Annotated in this window: 17 protein-coding genes; 2 read left to right on the top strand and 15 right to left on the bottom strand. The window is 36.9% G+C overall.

Annotated features, from left to right (window positions below; translation table 11 throughout):
- Nucleotides 1–11 precede the first annotated feature (11 nt).
- The 7 genes from ABZC13_RS06680 to ABZC13_RS06650 form a co-directional block, all read right to left on the bottom strand.
- A complete protein-coding gene (locus ABZC13_RS06680; RefSeq protein ID WP_373001612.1) occupies nucleotides 12–3,134 on the bottom strand; it encodes an efflux RND transporter permease subunit in 3,123 nt (1,040 codons plus the stop codon).
- A 10-nt stretch (nucleotides 3,135–3,144) separates the two neighbouring features.
- Nucleotides 3,145–4,140, bottom strand: coding sequence for an efflux RND transporter periplasmic adaptor subunit (locus ABZC13_RS06675; protein WP_373001610.1), 996 nt, complete (start codon nucleotides 4,138–4,140; stop codon nucleotides 3,145–3,147).
- Nucleotides 4,137–5,330 carry a TolC family protein gene (locus ABZC13_RS06670; RefSeq protein WP_373001608.1) on the bottom strand — a complete coding sequence of 398 codons (1,194 nt, stop codon included), beginning with the start codon at nucleotides 5,328–5,330 and terminating at the stop codon, nucleotides 4,137–4,139. The genes ABZC13_RS06675 and ABZC13_RS06670 overlap by 4 nt, the downstream gene beginning before the upstream one ends.
- Before the next feature lie 9 nt (nucleotides 5,331–5,339).
- Entirely contained in the window at nucleotides 5,340–5,720 is a 381-nt protein-coding gene (locus ABZC13_RS06665) for a FixH family protein (protein ID WP_373001606.1), read from the bottom strand.
- Nucleotides 5,721–5,806: 86 nt separating this feature from the next.
- Entirely contained in the window at nucleotides 5,807–6,112 is a 306-nt protein-coding gene (locus ABZC13_RS06660; RefSeq protein ID WP_373001604.1) for a hypothetical protein, read from the bottom strand.
- Between the two features lie 50 nt (nucleotides 6,113–6,162).
- Complete coding sequence (locus tag ABZC13_RS06655) at nucleotides 6,163–8,295, bottom strand: copper-translocating P-type ATPase (RefSeq protein ID WP_373001602.1); 2,133 nt, start codon at nucleotides 8,293–8,295, stop codon at nucleotides 6,163–6,165.
- A 98-nt stretch (nucleotides 8,296–8,393) separates the two neighbouring features.
- On the bottom strand, nucleotides 8,394–8,588 hold the full coding sequence (locus ABZC13_RS06650) for a hypothetical protein (RefSeq protein ID WP_373001600.1): 195 nt from the start codon (nucleotides 8,586–8,588) through the stop codon (nucleotides 8,394–8,396).
- Nucleotides 8,589–8,687: 99 nt separating this feature from the next.
- On the opposite strand from ABZC13_RS06650, the gene ABZC13_RS06645 reads away from it, so the two are divergent.
- Nucleotides 8,688–9,335, top strand: coding sequence for a response regulator transcription factor (locus tag ABZC13_RS06645; RefSeq protein WP_373001598.1), 648 nt, complete (start codon nucleotides 8,688–8,690; stop codon nucleotides 9,333–9,335).
- Nucleotides 9,328–10,443, top strand: a complete 1,116-nt coding sequence (locus ABZC13_RS06640) for a sensor histidine kinase (RefSeq protein ID WP_373001596.1) — start codon at nucleotides 9,328–9,330, stop codon at nucleotides 10,441–10,443. The genes ABZC13_RS06645 and ABZC13_RS06640 overlap by 8 nt, the downstream gene beginning before the upstream one ends.
- 24 nt (nucleotides 10,444–10,467) lie before the next feature.
- Here the strand turns inward: ABZC13_RS06640 and ABZC13_RS06635 are convergent, their stop codons facing one another.
- The 8 genes from ABZC13_RS06635 to ABZC13_RS06600 form a co-directional block, all read right to left on the bottom strand.
- A complete protein-coding gene (locus tag ABZC13_RS06635) occupies nucleotides 10,468–10,770 on the bottom strand; it encodes a monooxygenase (RefSeq protein WP_373001594.1) in 303 nt (100 codons plus the stop codon).
- A 27-nt stretch (nucleotides 10,771–10,797) separates the two neighbouring features.
- Nucleotides 10,798–11,001 carry a hypothetical protein gene (locus ABZC13_RS06630; protein ID WP_373001592.1) on the bottom strand — a complete coding sequence of 68 codons (204 nt, stop codon included), beginning with the start codon at nucleotides 10,999–11,001 and terminating at the stop codon, nucleotides 10,798–10,800.
- The gene (locus tag ABZC13_RS06625; RefSeq protein ID WP_373001590.1) at nucleotides 10,979–12,382 is read right to left on the bottom strand and encodes an MBL fold metallo-hydrolase RNA specificity domain-containing protein; all 1,404 of its coding nucleotides are present in this window, start codon (nucleotides 12,380–12,382) and stop codon (nucleotides 10,979–10,981) included. The genes ABZC13_RS06630 and ABZC13_RS06625 overlap by 23 nt, the downstream gene beginning before the upstream one ends.
- A gap of 69 nt (nucleotides 12,383–12,451) precedes the next feature.
- A complete protein-coding gene (locus ABZC13_RS06620; RefSeq protein WP_373001588.1) occupies nucleotides 12,452–13,012 on the bottom strand; it encodes an Hsp20/alpha crystallin family protein in 561 nt (186 codons plus the stop codon).
- Between the two features lie 9 nt (nucleotides 13,013–13,021).
- Nucleotides 13,022–13,465 (bottom strand): Hsp20/alpha crystallin family protein, encoded by a 444-nt coding sequence (locus tag ABZC13_RS06615; RefSeq protein ID WP_373001586.1) that lies wholly within the window; start codon nucleotides 13,463–13,465, stop codon nucleotides 13,022–13,024.
- Nucleotides 13,466–13,628: 163 nt separating this feature from the next.
- Complete coding sequence (locus ABZC13_RS06610; protein ID WP_373001584.1) at nucleotides 13,629–14,234, bottom strand: Hsp20/alpha crystallin family protein; 606 nt, start codon at nucleotides 14,232–14,234, stop codon at nucleotides 13,629–13,631.
- Nucleotides 14,235–14,261: 27 nt separating this feature from the next.
- On the bottom strand, nucleotides 14,262–14,693 hold the full coding sequence (locus ABZC13_RS06605; protein WP_373001582.1) for an Hsp20/alpha crystallin family protein: 432 nt from the start codon (nucleotides 14,691–14,693) through the stop codon (nucleotides 14,262–14,264).
- Between the two features lie 113 nt (nucleotides 14,694–14,806).
- Nucleotides 14,807–17,860, bottom strand: a complete 3,054-nt coding sequence (locus tag ABZC13_RS06600) for an efflux RND transporter permease subunit (protein WP_373001580.1) — start codon at nucleotides 17,858–17,860, stop codon at nucleotides 14,807–14,809.
- Nucleotides 17,861–17,868 lie beyond the last annotated feature (8 nt).

The raw sequence follows: 17,868 nt of genomic DNA, 5'->3' as shown, positions 1-17,868 counted from the left end.
ATATATATTACTTAGTCGATTGTTTTTTTCTTCAATCCCCACTTAACATATATCTCAAAAAGTATAGGGATGATTACTAAGCTAAGAACTGCTGAACTGACAACCCCACCTAACATCGGTGCGGCGATTCTTTGCATCACTTCACTTCCTACTCCGTGCGTGTACATGATAGGGAGTAGTCCTGCTAAGATGGCAAATACTGTCATCAGTTTTGGTCTTACTCTTTGAACTGCACCTTCGTATATCGCGGCATTTAGCTCTTTAAGTCCGAAGCTGTCTTTGTACTGCTCTTTTGCCTCATCTACCGCTTCTTGCAAGTAGACTATCATGACTATGGCGGTCTCGGCTGCGACTCCCAAAAGTGCTAGGAAACCAACGACTACGGCTATACTCATGTTAAAGTCAAGCATGTCTATATACATCAGTCCACCCAGCAGTGCAAACGGCAGAGTGAAAAATACTATAAGCGTAGGTATCATATCTTTAAGTGCAAAGTAGATTAGTATCAGTATGACTATAAGTACAGTCGGAACTATCCAGACTATCTTTTGCATCGCTGATTCTAAGTACTCACTCTGTCCTGCCCACTCTATGTAGTATCCTGCCGGAAGTTTTACAGACTCTAGAAGTTTTTTAGCTTCTTCTTTGTACTCTGTAGCACTGATTCCGACGTTTGGTGTGATGTATATAAATGTCACGGGAGATGCCATCTCACTTTTTATGACAGATGCGCTCTCGCGGTAAGCCACCTCTGCAAAGTTCCCAAGAGGTACAAAACCTAGTGGAGTCTTTATCTGAATGTCACGGATGCTGTCTATACTTCTTCTTTCATCTTCTTCAAAACGAAGGGCAATAGGATAACGCTCTATGCCTTTGTACATAGTAGATACTTTCATCCCACCTATACCGGATGCCACGTAGTCAAGCAGGTAGTCTTTTGTTATCTTGTATCTTGCCAACTCTTTTTCATCGAGCTGTATATCCAGATAGTAACCGGCACTTGCCTGATCTGCAAAGACTGAAAGTGTCTTGTCATAAGTTCTAAGTTTGCTCTCTATCTCAAGTGCATATTTTTGTAAGCCCTGGGCATCTTTACCGTATAGCTTGATGCCAAGAGGTGTACGTATACCGCTTAGCAGCATGTCTATACGACCGCGAATAGGATAAGTCCAAGAGTTAATGAGCCCCGGAACTTGAAGAGCGTCTTCGAGTGCTGCCATGAGTTTTTCATGAGTCATCCCTTCTCGCCACTCTTCTTGAGGTTTGAAAGTGATGATAGTCTCTATCATACCAAGCGGAGCAGGGTCGGTTGCAGAGTTTGCACGACCGCCTTTACCGAAAACGATGTTCACTTCGGGAAATGCTTTGATGATGGCATCTGTCTTTTGGGTAAGGGCTTTACTTTGATCAACGCTGATTCCATAAGGAGTAACAGGCATGTACATAACACTCTGCTCATTCAGCGGAGGCATAAACTCCCACTTTAGACCTTTATACAGAGGGTACATATATCCAAGAGCTATAACAACTGCTATGAGTATGATGTACTTTAGTTTCAGTCCATAAACGATGATTGGATGATAGAGCCAGATAAAGAAACGGTTTAGCGGATTTTTGTTCTCGCTAAGTATTTTTCCCTTTACGAAAAATAGCATAAGAACAGGAACCAGAGTTATGGAAAGAATTGCTCCTGCCATCATGGCAAATGTTTTTGTAAATGCCAGAGGAGTAAAGAGAAGTCCCTCTTGTCCAGAAAGTGCAAAGATAGGTAAAAATGAAACAACAACTAAAGCAAGAGCGAAAAATATAGGACGACCAACAACTTTAGATGAACTGCTGATGGCTTCAAACCTCTCTTGTTTTGTGAGGGCTTCCCCTTTTTTTTCTTCGAGTTTTACTATGCTCTTGTGAGCATTTTCAATCATAACTATAGTTGCATCTACCATTGCACCGATGGCAATAGCAATACCGCCAAGACTCATGATGTTAGAGTCGATACCAAACATTTTCATAAGTAGAAATGTTGCACCAATAGTTAGAGGTAGGACTATCAAAACTATGATAGATGATCGTAAGTGCATTAAAAACAGAGCAATGATAATGATGACAATAACGCTCTCTTCTATAAGTGTAGTCTTTAGTGTGCCTACAGCTTTTTCTATGAGGTCTGAGCGGTTATAAGTCTCTATCACTTCAACGCCGTCGATATGAAGCTCACTCATCTTCTTCTCTATACGTTTGATAGTAGAGTAAACATCTTCGCCGTAACGGACCATAACGATTCCGCCGACAACTTCTCCTTCACCGTTAAGATCAGCCATACCGCGACGAGCAGCAGGAACAAGCTCCACTCTTCCTATATCACCTATAGTTACCGGAGTATTTGCTTTTGTTGTAACTACCAAAGAGCGGATATCGTCTAGATCATTGAGGTAACCTTTGGCTTGAACCATCCACTCATAACCGTTTTGTATAACGATTCTACCGCCTGTATCGTTGTTATTTGCTTTTAGAGTTTTTGCTATATCTTGAATGCTTAGGTTGTAACGAACAAGTGTATCATTACTAACACTAACTTGGTAAGTAGGAACAAATCCACCTATAGATGCAACCTCACTTACTCCGTCCACACCTAGTAATGCATACTTGTAGTAGTAGTCTTGCAGAGTTCTAAGCTCGCTGAGGTTTTTAGTCTTTGACGTAAGTGCATACTCATAAACCCAGCCGACACCGCTGGCATCAGGACCAAGGTTTACTTCCATAGATTTTGGAAGCTGTGACTGTATAGATGCCAACTGCTCTAGCACACGGGTTCTAGCCCAGTAAAGGTCAGTTCCCTCTTTAAAGATGATATATATCAGAGCGTTTTCATAAGTAGAAAAACCTCTAACAGTCTCTATATTTGCAATTGATAGAAATTGGGAAACTAGCGGATAAGTCCCTTGGTCTTCTATGATTTCAGGAGATTGCCCAGCCCAATTAACTTTTACGATGACTTGAGGAGGAGACAAGTCAGGTATGGCATCCAGAGGAGTGTTCTTAACAGCCCAAAAAGAGCCAAAAGTTATGAACAGAGTTGCCATCAGGATAAGAAATTTATTTCTGATACTAAAGCTTATTATACTTTCAATCATCACTTATCCTTTAGTACAAGCCATTGACTTGAGCATCACTGTCCATCATAAATAGTGCGTTGTTAACTACTTCATCACCAGCGTTAAGTTCGCTTTTTACTATGTAAGTATCAGGGTTTAAAACTTCTACGTCTATCTCTAAAGGTTCGTATTCACCCTCATATTCGCCAACAACAAAAACATAAAACTTTCCGTTTTTTCTCATAACAGAAGTTGCGGGAAGAGTTAGGTAGCTCTTGGCATCTGCGCTCATATTTACTGTTGTATACATTCCGGGTTTAAGCAGGTTACTTTTGTTATCAAGAGATAGTCTAAGTGTGAAACTCTCTTCTTTTGGATCAAGTTCCGGGTAGAGGTTTTCTCTTGTCGCTATAAATGTCTGCTTTAGAGACGGTGTACTTAGTGTAAAACTTTTAATGTTTGCAAGAGTTGATAGCTGGTTTTGATGTATCTTTAACTCCACCCAAACTTTGTCTAGGTTTACTACTTGAAAAAGTACACTTTTGGCTTTAAAAGCAGAGTTGTTGTTAAGTGATTTTTTAAATATATAGCCGTTTGCAGGAGAGAGGATAGTTGTAAAAGATGAAGTTTTTTTATCTTTTTTTATCTGCTGTATCTCTGCATCTGGAATGTTTAAAAGAGCGAGTTTTGTTTTCGAACTTTTAAGCATAGTCTTGTTTGGTCTTTCTTTTGTGTAGTTTATAGTGTTTAGGTAGTCATCTTTTGCTTTTAGAACTTCTGGAGAGTAGACCATTACAAGCTTCTCACCTTTAGTTACTTTTTTATATGTTTTATCAGCATATAGAGTTTCTACAAATCCGCTAAATCTTGGGCTGACATCATAAACTCTAGACTCATCTACTTTTACAAAACCAAAGCTTTTTATGCTTTTGGCATCTGAGACAAGTTTTACTTTTGTAGTCTGAACATTAAAGAGTTGTTGCACTGTTTTATCTTTTGCATTTAGCACTGAGAAAAAGATAAGTATTATTAGTAAGAGTTTCATTGTTGTGCTCCTATGAGTGCATCTAGAGATGCTGTTGCTTTGTAGTAAGAAGCAACTGCTCCTATACTCTGCTCATCAAGTTTTAATTTTTTAGCTAAAAGTTCTATATATATAAAAAGATCAGAACCACTTTTTATAGAACTGTTTGTCAAATCAAACATATGTTCAATACGAGGCAGACTCTCTTTTTCGATGATCGTGTAGACTCTGTATGAGTCTTGAAGCGCAGCATAATATTCTATGATCTTAGAATCGAGTGAGTTTTTAAAATCAACTACATCACTTTTTGTTGCAAGGGATAGTTTTCTAGAAGCTTCTTCCTTAGAGTCTTGAGTTCCATAGATAGGAAGTGCAAAACCTACGTTTACGTTCATGTAGTCCTCGAAAGACTCACGGTAAAAGTAACCCACTTGAACAAAAGGGTCTACATTTTTTGCCAACTCTTTTACTTTTATATCTGCATCCGCTTCTTTTACTAAGGCTTCTTTTATTTTGTAAGCACTGCTCTCATTTGTTGCATCTAGATAGTAAGCCAACTCATCAGGCTGTCTCATCTCCATAGAGAGTTCAATAGATTTTACATCCATAGCACTTAGGTAACTAACTTTTTTGTAAAGACCTATTAGTAAGCTTTGAAGTCTACTGCGTTTGATCTTTAGTTGTGAGAGTGAGAGCTCGGCTGACATGATTCCCATGTGAGCCTTTGTATCACTTGTACTGTAAGCAGTGTAAAGCTCAATATTTTGACGAGTAAGTTTTATGTAGTCATCTGTGATTTTTAACTGTTCTTCTATTTGCCAGATGCTGTATGCCGTAAGTTTTATAGACTTTACCAGTTTTACTTTTGCTTCTTCAAGGGTAAATCCAACTTTTTGCTTTTTTGCATCAACTTTTTTTGATTGAGCATCTCTCTTTCCAAAGTATGGAATCTTTTGTTTTACATTTAGCGCAGTGTACTGCATAGGTTCTATTGAACGGTTTGTCGGGTCATTTAGTTGAATATCACTAATACTAAGAGAAAGCTCGGGGTCTGCAAAATTTCTGCTTACTTCATACTCGTTATCAATCGCACTTAGACGTTTTTGTATAACTTCAAGTGAAGTATGATTTACTTTTGCACTCTCTATCAGGGTTGATAGAGAAGTGGCACTTAGTAGAAGTGGCAGAAGGAGGAGAGCTAGAGCTTTCATAGTTTATCCTTAGATATTAAGAGATGTTTTAACTCTTATTTTTTTACCAGTTTTTGGAGTAACGAAGATATGAACTTGCCAAGTACCGCCCATTGAAAGGTTTATATTAGCTTCATATTTTCCTGATCCTAGATTTTTAGCATCTGCCGTACTTTCCATATATGGCATACCTGGCATTGCCGGCATAAATACCTTTATGTTTACAGCAGCATCTGCAAACTTAGAATCAGCAATTGTAATGTTTATAGTGTTGTTACCAGTAGTAAGAGGTTTTTCTGAACTCATTACAACTTTAGTCGCTCTTGATTTTGCAACTTTTTCAAAAGCCGCTGCTTGTAGTAAACTAACTCCTAGTATTGCTATTAGAAATATTTTTGCTATCGTTTTCATGATATGTCCTTTTTATTGTTTGATAGAAGAATTATAATGATTGTTTGTGAGTGGTTTGTGAGGTGAACAAGTTGTTGCATATTTATCTACATTTGAAGGATTTTTTTAACGTTTAAAAGTTCTTTCCTTCTTCTTTCAATGGCTACACTCTCATGTGTGTTAGTGTAAGGAACTTTAGATTCTAAGCTTCGACGGATTTCATCTTTTGTTGCCAGTATCTCGGCTATTCTTGCTATATCTTGTGGAGATTCATAAATTTTAGATTTTGACGGTTTAGGAGTTTTTTGTTCCTCTGAATAAGAGATATATGATTTTGTTCTTCTTATGAGATCTTTATCTTCCCAATCTTTTAGAGGATCACTTTTCTTGTGAAGGCTGATTAATTTACTCATTCAAAATCCTTTGCTTGAAAGATAGTAGCACATAAAGTTCCAATATAAGTTTAATCAATATTTATATTCCTCAAACGTAGTGCATTTGTTATGACTGAGACAGAGCTAAAACTCATAGCTGCTGCTGCGATAACAGGAGAGAGTAAAACACCAAAGAGAGGGAAGAATAGACCGGCTGCTATTGGGATGCCGACACTATTATATATGAAGGCAAAAAATAGGTTTTGTTTTATATTTTTCATAGTTACATGGCTTAGTTTTCTTAGTTTTACAATGCCGAACAAATCACCTTTTACAAGAGTAATTCCGGCACTCTCTATGGCAACGTCTGTTCCTGTTCCCATAGCTATACCCACATCTGCTTGAGCTAATGCAGGAGCGTCATTTATTCCGTCACCAGCCATGGCTACTATCTCACCACTCTTTTGAAGCTCTTTGATAATGTCAGCTTTAGCATTTGGTAAAACATTTGCGTAAACTTTATCAATACCGAGCTTTTCTGCTACCTTATCTGCTGTGATTTTATTGTCTCCACTTAGCAGAACAATTTTAATACCTTCGCCTTTTAGTGCGCTTACGGCATCCATAGATGATTCTTTGATCGGATCGTCAATCGCAAAGACAGCGGCTAAGTTAAAATCTATACTCATAAAGATAACACCTTTTCCTTCATGACGAAGAGCTTTTGCTTCTCTTTTTACATCTTTTTCTATGATAGATAAGCTGTTGATAAACTCTTCTGAGCCTATTACGATTTTTTTATCATCGATCTCACCTATAATTCCTCTTCCTGTAATGGCTTTAAACTTCTCTACTTTAGATAAGACAAGACCGATTTTTTTTGCATGATTAACTATCGCTTGTGCCAATGGATGCTCACTGACACTTTCCAAACTTGCGGCGTATTTTAAGACTTCTATCTCATCAAAACCTTCTGAAATTATGGAGTCAGTGATTACAGGTTTCCCCTCTGTCAGTGTTCCGGTTTTATCAACTACGAGCGTTGAGACTTTTTCCATAGTTTCTAAACTTTGTGCGTTTTTTATTAGTATGCCCATGAGCGCAGCTCGACCAGTTCCTACCATAATAGAGATTGGAGTCGCTAATCCCAAGGCACAAGGACAGGCAATTATTAAAACTGCTACTGCAGATACTACTGCATAAGCAAGCCTAGGCTCAGGACCCCATATCCACCAGCCAAGAAAGGCAAAAATTGCTGAGAGTATTACGGCTGGTACAAAGTAGCCTGATACTTTGTCGGCTAAGTGTTGGATAGGAGCGCGTGAGCGCCCTGCTTTTGCTACCATATCTATGATTTGCGCGAGCATAGTGTCACTTCCGACACGAACAGCGCGCATCAGTAGTGTCCCATTTTTATTTAGTGTAGCTCCGATTAGAAAATCGTCTACTGATTTTGAGATTGGCATCGCTTCACCTGTAAGCATCGATTCATCGATGTTGCTGTGACCGCCGATTACAACTCCATCAACAGGAATCTTTTCACCGGGTTTGATTCTTAAAATATCATCTATCTGGATGCTCTCTAGAGATACATCATTTTCATTTCCATTTATATCAACTCTGTGTGCTACTGAAGGAGAGAGGTTTAATAGTGTTTTGATAGCAGAGTTTGTTTTGTTTCTTGATCTTAGTTCTAGTACTTGACCTAACAATACTAGAGTCGTAATAACCGCAGATGCTTCAAAGTATACGTGGACTAGGCCTTCCTTTGTAAGCATCATAGGTGGAAAAATGTGAGGCACAAAAAGTGCAAATATACTATATATATAAGAAGAACCTACACCTATGGCTATAAGTGTGAACATATTTAAGTTCCATGTTTTTACTGAAAGGTATCCACGGACAAAAAATGGCCATCCGCCCCAAAGTACTACTGGAGTTGCGAGTATAAAAAGAAACCATTGAACACTTAGCATAGAAACATTCTCGGGTAAAAGCTCCGGTGCTAAATCATTTGTCATAGCTACGATAAAGAGAGGGAGGGATATGAACAGAGTTATCCAAAATCTTCTGCTCATATACGTGAGTTCTTCGTTTTCTTCATCTGCTTGGACTGTGATCGGTTCTAACGCCATGCCACACTTTGGACATGTTCCCTGATGATCTTGTTTTATCTCAAGATGCATAGGACAAGTATAGATTGTAGTTTCTATAACACTCATGACGCACCTCCATTTTTGTTTAGGGCATCTAGTTCTTCATGTTGTAAGTGTACTCATAGATTGTGAGGATTTTGTGAGGATTTTATAAAGACATTAGATTATAGTCTTAGACTATCTCTAATGACCTTGTATTCCTCTTCGTTAATCTCACCATTTGCGTATCTCTTATCAAGTATGTCTTTAGCGGTCATTTCATTTTTATTGTCTCTATCCATCCAGTAGACAAAAGCCACGATTAATAACAGTAGTACTAACCATACCAGTCCCATTCCTAGTATTCCAAAAGTATGCATAATAGACTCCTTTTTGTTATTTATATATTAAATTATAGGTATTGTTTGTGAGCAGATAGTGAGGACTTTTTATATGACTCTTGTGTGTTATAATACTTCATGAAAATTTTACTCCTAGAAGATGATACGGTCTTAGCAGATATCTTGGTCGATTTTTTACAAGAAGAGTACAGCGTGACTCATACATATAGTATGAAAAAAGCACTTGTTCTTAGTGAGAAGATAAACTACGACTTGTATATATTTGACATCAATGTCCCAGATGGTGATGGCATCACACTTTTAAAGGAGTTGAGAAGTTTCAATGATGAGACTCCTACTATCTTTATTACTGCTTTTCATGATACACAGCATCTAAAAAAAGCTTTTGAATCTGGTGCAAACGATTTTATAAAAAAACCATTTGACCTTGAAGAGCTTACTCAGCGAATAGAAAATATAAAAAGACACTTCGGACTCAGCTCTTTAGTAGAGATAGCTTCGGGCATAGTGTTTGACACTCAAAACCATATAGTGAGAAAAAAAGAGACTTCTCAGCATATAAGCAACAAAGAGAGTGCCTGTCTTCACTACCTCTACAAAAATCGTCATCGTGTTGTGAGTGTGGATGAGATGCTGCAAAATCTTTGGGAATATGATGAGATGCCATCTGGAGATGCAGTTCGTACTCTTATAAAAGACCTTAGAAAGTATGTTGGTAAAGAACACATTTTAAACATAAGAGGCGAAGGATACAGGTTTGAATAAGTTAGAAAAAAAATCATTTTACTCATTTTTAGCTCTATATCTTGGTTCATCTCTACTCTTTACACTATTGTCAGGTTACTGGTACTTTAGCGCACAGAAAAATTCACTTGAAAATACTACCTACTATAAACTTCAACACCTGGCTGATACTATCTCTGGTCTTGTCATAAATGCTCATATGACTTCATCTCCTCTTGTTCTTCCAAAGGTGGAAGAGGATTATGAGTATCTGCTTATACCTGCAAAAGAGAGTAGAGTGTTTGAGAAAAAATACTTCGAAGATAATGGATTTAAAGTCCTTGTATCTACTGCACCGCAAGAACACTTAAATATAGAGTACGTGCTTGTAAGAACAGATGAATATCATAAAGAGTTAAAGGCTTTGCAAACAAATGTCCTTGTTGCGATAACGTTGATATTTATAACCATAGTAGTTATCTCGTGGATGCTCTCACGTCTGTTTATGCGCCCGATACATCAAAAAGTAAAAGAGATAGAGTCTTTTATACAAGATATCTCTCATGAGCTAAACACTCCCATAACGGCACTTGGTATGAGTACAAAGAGAGCTATGCAAAAAAAGAGTTATGATGAGAGAATACTGAGAAATATATCAATCTCTACAAAACAGTTATACAGCATCTACCAGTCACTTGCCTACCTAAACTTCAGCGGAGTAAGTCAAGAGTCACAGATGCTAAACCTCAAACCTCTACTAGTACAAAGTATAGGGTACTACTCAGAACTAAGCCATGCTAAAAATATCAAAATAAAAGCAGACATGCAAGACTCAAATCTTGTGGCTATAGATACAAGGGTAGAACTGCTTTTTTCAAACCTTATCTCAAATGCTATAAAGTACTCTATGCCAGATACTACTATAAGCATTGTCTTAAAAGAGGGATTTTTTAGCATCGAAGATGAAGGTGTAGGAATAGAAAAAGAGAAGATAGATGAGATATTTAAACTCTATCATAGAAGCTCAGACCTAGCAGGTGGTTTTGGAGTAGGGCTTAGCATCGTAAAACAGATATGTGATGAGTTTAAAATAGAAATAGATGTCATCTCTACAATAGGTGTTGGAAGTAAATTTAGACTGAGTTGGTAGAGAAGCAGCTATAAGCTACTTCGTTTATATGTCTGCTTTTGAGAGTTTACTAAGTTCTTCGTTGATAGTGAAGATCTTAGCTTTTATGTCTGAATATCCAAAAGATTCTAGTCTTTTAGTGTGCATCTCTAAGTATCTAGAAGCATCTTCTTTATTGTCAAAAACATAAGTGCCACCCGCTTCTTTAGTCTCTTCGTTTTCTATCCATAGTTTATAGATTAAACCTTTTTCATTTGCTATATCTTTAGCCAGATCACTCATCGCTTTTGTCAGTTCATCACCAAAAGGACCTTGGTGTGGAAAGTCTACTTGTAAAAGAAATTTCATATTTGCTCCATATTTTATTTGAGTTCATTATTGTACTGAATAACTCCTTTTTTTGACATATCTATCTTGCTCTATGTCTTTTTCATCTTTATTTTCTTCAATAATATCAATCTCTTGAGATAGGTCTAGTTTTAAGAGCTTTTCTAGTTCACTAAGACTTCCTTGTGCATTTAACCTTACTGGGGTTAGAAGCAGCCAGATGCTACCTCTATAGAGTGACAGAAACTCCATACTCCATTATGTTGGCATCTTTGTTTAGTTTCTCTTTTATCACTATGCTAAATGCTTCCATTTTATCAGTTTCTCCATGAATCAAGTAGAGATTTTTCAACTCTGAGAAGTTATCTATCCACTCTATTAAATCATTTTGATCCCCATGAGCAGAAAAGCCGTTGATTGTTTGTATTTGAGCTTTTACAACAATATCCTCACCATATATTTTCACATATTCATCACCGTCAATTATGCTTCGTCCCAAAGTTCCTTCAACTTGAAACCCGACAAAAATAACAGTGTTGTTACTATTCCATAGGCGATGTTTTAGATGATGCATAATACGGCCGCCATGACACATTCCGCTTCCGGCTATGATTATCGCTCGTTCTTTAATCTTATTTATCATACGAGACTCTTCTCTTGTAGAAATAGTATTGAGTGATTCAAATGAAAAAGGGTCACCGTTATCCAAGGTGTGATATTCAACTTCATCGCTGAGATGAATAGGGTATTTGTTGTAGAGTCTGGTCGCTTTTATGGCTAAAGGACTATCTAAAAAAACTTGACATTTTGGCAACTCATTATTATCATGCATCTCATGTAATAACCACAATATCTCCTGAGTACGCTCAAGTGCAAATGAAGGAATAAGCACATTGCCATTTCTCTCTAGTGTATCAATTACAGTCTGTTTAAACTCATTAATACTCTCCTTAAGAAGTCTGTGTTTTCTGTCACCATAAGTAGACTCTACAAACAGGGTATCAGCTTCTTCTGTATTATCTAAAGGGTCGATGATTAGTCTGTGTTTACTTCCTATATCTCCTGAAAAAACTACACGCTTAGGAATTTTGTCATCTATGTAGTCTATCATCACAAAAGCACTTCCCATAATATGCCCTGCGTTTCCAAGTGTGACTTTTATACGTTTTGGTAATTTGTGTTTTTCAAAGTATTCTAGAGTGTGCCAGTTCTTCAAAAATACTTCTTTAACATGATCTTCAGTGTACAGAGGTTCATAAACTCTTTCTTCATCCCCATGACGTAGAGCTTTTCTTCTAAGAGTCTTATATTCTTCTTTAAGAATTTTTGCACTATCAAGTAGCATTATTTGAGCTATGTCTTTGGTTGGTTGTGTAGCAATAATCTTACCGTTAAAGCCATCTTTTATGAGTTTTGGAACTCTTCCTATGTGGTCAAGATGTGCATGAGTGATTATAAGAAAGTCAATCTCAGCAGGATCAAACTCAAAAGGCTCATAGTTTCTTTGACCATCGTTACTTCCTTCTCCCTGAAACATTCCACAATCGATGAGTATTTTTATAGGACCAAGTTTTACTAAGTGGCATGAACCTGTAACAGTTCCCGCCGCTCCGTATGATGTGACTGTATTCATGATATAGCTCCACTTAAGTGATATAGTTAAAGTTTATTACTATGAATGTTTATATTTGCTTAAATGATTTTACTTTGGTATTGTAATAATCAGTACTCCGTCCTTATAATCTGTTTTCATCTTTGAAGTGTCTGCGTCTTTTGGCAATATAACACTTCTGTAAAACTTGTTTACGTATCTCTCTTTTTTCATAAATGAGCTGGAATTACTCTCTGTGGTTTTGTCAACTTCGGCTTTAACTGTTAGAGTATTGTTTTCAACTATTGTTTTTATAGTGCTGTTGTTGACACCTGGTATATCCATTTTAATTTTATACTCTTTATCTGTTTGGGTCATATCTATTAATGGTCTATGAAAAAAATCATCTTTAAATTCACTTTTAAAGTGTACATCATCGAAAAAATGAGAGTTGAATTTACTGAAGATTCTATCGAACTCTTTTTGCATCTCATGAAACTCTTTAAAGTGATCTAAGTGATGAGAATACAGGCTCCTCTCTTGTGCTTTAGACAGGTTTGCATCATTTGTATTTTGAAAACCATTACTCATATGTGCTTGAGTAGTTATGGCAATGATAGCCATAACTAAAACAGCGATAATTATTTTTATAGATTTAATTGAAGAATTCATAATAAACTCCTATTTAACTTCTATACTTTTAACCTTTTTCTCTGGCTCTTTTATCTTTGGTAAAACTATTTCTAAAACACCTTCAGCTGAAGAAGCATCTATGTTTTCTGCATCTACATTATCCGGTATAGTGAAGTTTCTTTGGAATTTCCCAAATGATGTCTCTACTTTATAGTAGTCTTCTTCTTTTACTTCATTTTTAAAATTTCTTTCACCGGATATCTTTAGAGTATTATCCTCTATATCTATTTTAATGTCTTCTTTTGAAACACCTGGTAAATCAATATCAATGTGGTATGCAAACTCACCTTCACGAGTGTTAACTTCAGGTGTGAATCCAGATATAGATGACTCGCGGTCTATATCAACATTAGGGAACGAATGACTTAAATTGTAGAATCTTCTATTTAGATCTCTTAAGTCTTTAAACGGGTCAAATTTAGTAATTAACATAATAAACTCCTAAACATAAGATTTAGTAGTACTTGATAGTCTTAGTAGGCATAACCTTGACAGTCTTACTATCAAGTTCTACATGTGAAATTGTAAATCAAAAAAAATAAAAAAAAGTTTAAGAAGTTTAATTAAATTGTAGGGACTAAGATGTTACAAGCCTTTAAAGGCTTGTAACATTTTTGTGGTTTTTTTTGTCAAAAGTTATACTCAGCAAACCATTTTTATATTCGCTCCGCATAGATTTTTCATCAGCATCTGAGGGAAGCCTTATTATGCGTTTATAACTGCTGAGACGTCTCTCATGACGATAGTAAGTAGTAGTGTTATTGTCATCTTCTTTTAATGACTTTGCACTTATAAAGAGCTTTCCACCTTCAGTTTTTAAGTGAATGTTTTCTTTCTCCAATCCTGGTAGCTCCATGGTTATGATGTACTGATTATCCTGTTCTTTCATATCAAAGTTCGGCATACGGTACAGCTTTTGAGAAAACTCGTTTAAAGATGGAATGCTATTAAAAAAATTCTCAAAATTTAGAAAATTACTCTCCATCTCATGTCGAAATTTCTCCATTTCCAAAAACATACTCTCTTTTTTGTCAATAGAATCAAAGAGCAGGTCTTTATTTGACAAGACAAATAAATCCGCACGCTCTGAAGAAGCTTGTTTATCATTTAGGGTACGACTCATATCGTACAAAAAATAACCCTGAACAGCTAGTAGCGCTAATAAAACTAACAATACAATTTTAAGATAGTTATCTTTCATCTTGTACCTCTTTATATTATGATGAGGTTATTTAACCTTAATATTTGTAATTTTTTTACTTTCGCTTTTTAGTTTAGGAATGGTTACTTCCAAAACTCCATCTTTGCTAGTTGCTGTTATATTTTCAACATCCGCACCATCTGGAAGAGTAAAACTTCTCTCAAACTTTCCAAAGGATGTCTCGATTCGGTGATAGTCAGCTTCTTTTACCTCTTTTTTGTGTTTTCTTTCACCGGATATTGTAATCATCTTCCCATCTATACTAATCTTGAGATCATCTTTTTTTACACCGGGAATATCAACATCTACATGATAGGCAAACTCACCCTCTCTTGTATTTACTACAGGCTTAAAGCCATTCAAAGAAGACTCTTCATCTTCAAACTCACGCATTAGTGAATTAAACTTAGTCCCAAAATCTCTAAACTCGTGAAGTGGACTGTACTTAGTAAGAAACATGATAAACTCCTAAAAATAAATTTAAAGTGGTAAAGATATTTAATAACCACCTTTAACAAGTATAAATCACAACAGCTTAAACGATGTTAAAAATAGGTTATGTTTTATTTAATTTATTGTTTATTCATGTTAATAAAGTAATATCCAGCAGGTAAAACGAGAAGTGTAAGTATAGTCGAGCTAATAATTCCTCCTGTTATAACAACTGATAGCGGGTACTGAATCTCACTTCCTACACCGCTGGCATATAGAAGTGGAAGAATCCCAAACAGAGTTGTAAACGCTGTCATGAGTACAGGTCTAAGACGAAGCAGAGCTGCATCTTTTAGAAGTGTCTTTAAATCAACATCGGGAAACTTGACACGAAGCTGGTCAATAAAGCTGACTAAAACGATACCATTTAAAATAGCTATGGCAAAGATGGCTAAGAAACCGATGATTGCTGAGACTGAGAGATAGATGCCACTAATAACGAGAGCAATAATCCCACCTATAAAACCAAAAGGTACATTGATAAGAATGAGCATTGCTTTTGAGATAGAGTTAAAAGCAGTATATAAAAGAAGGATAACTAAAAGAATAGTTATCGGTATGATGACCATCAACTTATCTGTGGCTTCTTGCATGTTTTTAAAATCACCAGCCCAACCGATGTAGTAACCTGTGGGCATCTCTACTTTCTCTTGGATAAGTCTGTTTGCTTCTTTTACGAACGAAGCAACATCACGTCCATCTACTTCCATAGAAAGAACCATATAACGACTAAGGTTTTCACGCTTTATAAACGAAGCACCGTGACTAATACTGATATCACAAATCTGGTCGAGTGTAACTAATGAACCGTTATGTGAGCGAAGAGTCACATCTTTTAGTGCTTGGATATCTTTTTTTGCATCTTTTATCTTTGCAACTATTGGAAATCTTCTGATGCCCTCTAGCATCTCGGTAGCTTCTTCTTCTCCGATACCGTTTCGAATAACCTGCATCACTTCATCAACACTGATTCCATAACGAGAAAGAGATAAGTAGTTTGGTTCTATCTTTATCTGAGCCTGTCCAAGTTGAGTCTCGACTTCCATTCTTGCAAGTCCATCAACATTGGCAATAGTCTCTTGGATAGCTTTAGAGATACCATCTAACTCTTTTTGGTCATGTCCATATATCTTGATAGCAAGTTCAGCCTTTACACCTTCAAGCAGTTCTTCTATCCTCATAGCAATAGGTTGTGTAGGAACAAATGCAACCTGCTCAAAGGTATGTTCTAAATCTTCATTCATCTTGTGAGTCAGTGCAGGCAAATCTTTGATGCCCTCTTTAAGAGTCAGAAGAACTTCCATATAGTTAGCTTGGGCTGTCTCACCCTTTTCACTTCTGCCTATCATAGATAGAACTGAGCTTACTTCGTTAGGGTAGTTTTTAAGTATGTGCTTCTCTATCTCAGAGGCACTCTCTACAGATTGTGAAAGAGCTGTTCCCGGGATTGAGATAACTCTGTACATAATCGACTCTTCATTTAACTCAGGCATAAACTCACGACCCTGTTGTGAAAGTACAAAGGCAAGAGCCAAAAATAAAACAGTTACAGATGCTAAAAGCTTTTTAGCATTTGAGAGTGAAAATATCAGTAGTGGTGCGTAGAGTTTTTTGAGTCCGCTCATCAGTGCATTGTCAGCATTTTTAGTTGGTTTTAGTAGAAGAAAGGCTAGAACAGGAACTAAAACAAGAGCTGTAAAAAGTGAGCCAAGCATTACAAAGACAATATTTAATGCCATTGGAGAGTATAGTTTTCCTGCAAGACCGTCAAGTGAGAGAAGCGGGATAAATACAGCCACGATGATTAAAACTGCAAAAGTTACAGGTTTTGCAACTTCTTTTGCGGAGTCTGCAATGATCTTTAGTTTAGAATCACCCTCTTCACCGTGCAGTTTTCTAAAGGTGTTCTCAACTACAACTATTGTACCGTCGACTATCATCCCCACGGCTATTGCGAGTCCGCTTAAACTCATCAGATTTGCCGAGAGGTTGTAGTAATCCATAAGTAAAAAAGCTATGAGCAGAGATATCGGTAGAGATAGGATTACTATAAATGCAGAACGTAGTTCAAACAAAAACAGAAACAGTACAAATGCAACTAAGACTACACCGCTTAAAAGTGCAGATGTCATAGTACTTACTGCTTTGTGTGTTATCTCAGTCCTGTCATAAATAGCCTCAACACTGACACCTTTTGGAAGTGCAGAGTTAACTGTAGGGAGTTTTTCTTTTATGTGTTCTACTACTTTTGCGGCATTGGTCGCACTGCGTTGAAGAATCATTCCCATTACCGCTTCGCGTCCATCTATGCTTACCGCTCCAAAACGTGGCATCGAGCCAGTCTCAACTGTTGCTACATCACCGATAGTTACGGCTTGACCTTCATCTGATTTTATAACAGAGTTTCTTATGTCATCAAGCGACTTGTAAAGACCTGCTCCACGGATGAGATACTGTTCACGATTAAACTCTAGGTATTGTCCTCCGGCGGCTTGATTGCTCTTTTTAAGTGCAGTGATTATATCTTCGTAAGTTACTCCGATGTTTTGGAGTTTTTTAGTGTCGATGAGTACATTGTACTGCTTTTCATCTCCACCCCAACCGATAACTTCTTCAACTCCACTAACACTCTTTAGTAGAGGTGTAACTATGTAGTCTTGCATCTCTCGTAGTTCTTTTAGAGATAGTTTACCAGTAGCATCTTGGAGTTTATACCAAAAGACTTGTCCTAGACCTGTAGTGTTTGGACCAAGTTCGGGTTTACCCCAACCCTTTGGAATATCTACACTTCCAAGTCTCTCACTTACAAGTTGACGTAAAAAGTAAATATCCATCTCGTCTTCAAAGAAAACAGATACATATGATAAGCCAAAAAATGAGTTTGACATTATCATATTAACTCCCGCCATCCCTGAGAGGGCTGACTCTATGGGGTAAGTTATGAGTTTTTCTATATCTTCGGCAGAGTTACCTGGACTCTCAGTATAGATAACAACCTGTTTAGGTGTGATGTCAGGAAAAGCATCTACTGGTATATCTTGGTAGGCTTTAAAACCAAAGGCACTTATGGCAATGAAAAGAGTTATTACTAAGAGTTTGTACTTTAGAGAAGTATCAATGAGTCTATTTAACATAATATCTC

The sequence above is a fragment of the Sulfurimonas sp. genome (assembly GCF_041563035.1).
Lineage (GTDB): Bacteria > Campylobacterota > Campylobacteria > Campylobacterales > Sulfurimonadaceae > Sulfurimonas.
The sequence above is the reverse complement of the archived record's forward strand: the minus strand, read 5'-3'. Positions and strand labels throughout refer to the sequence as shown.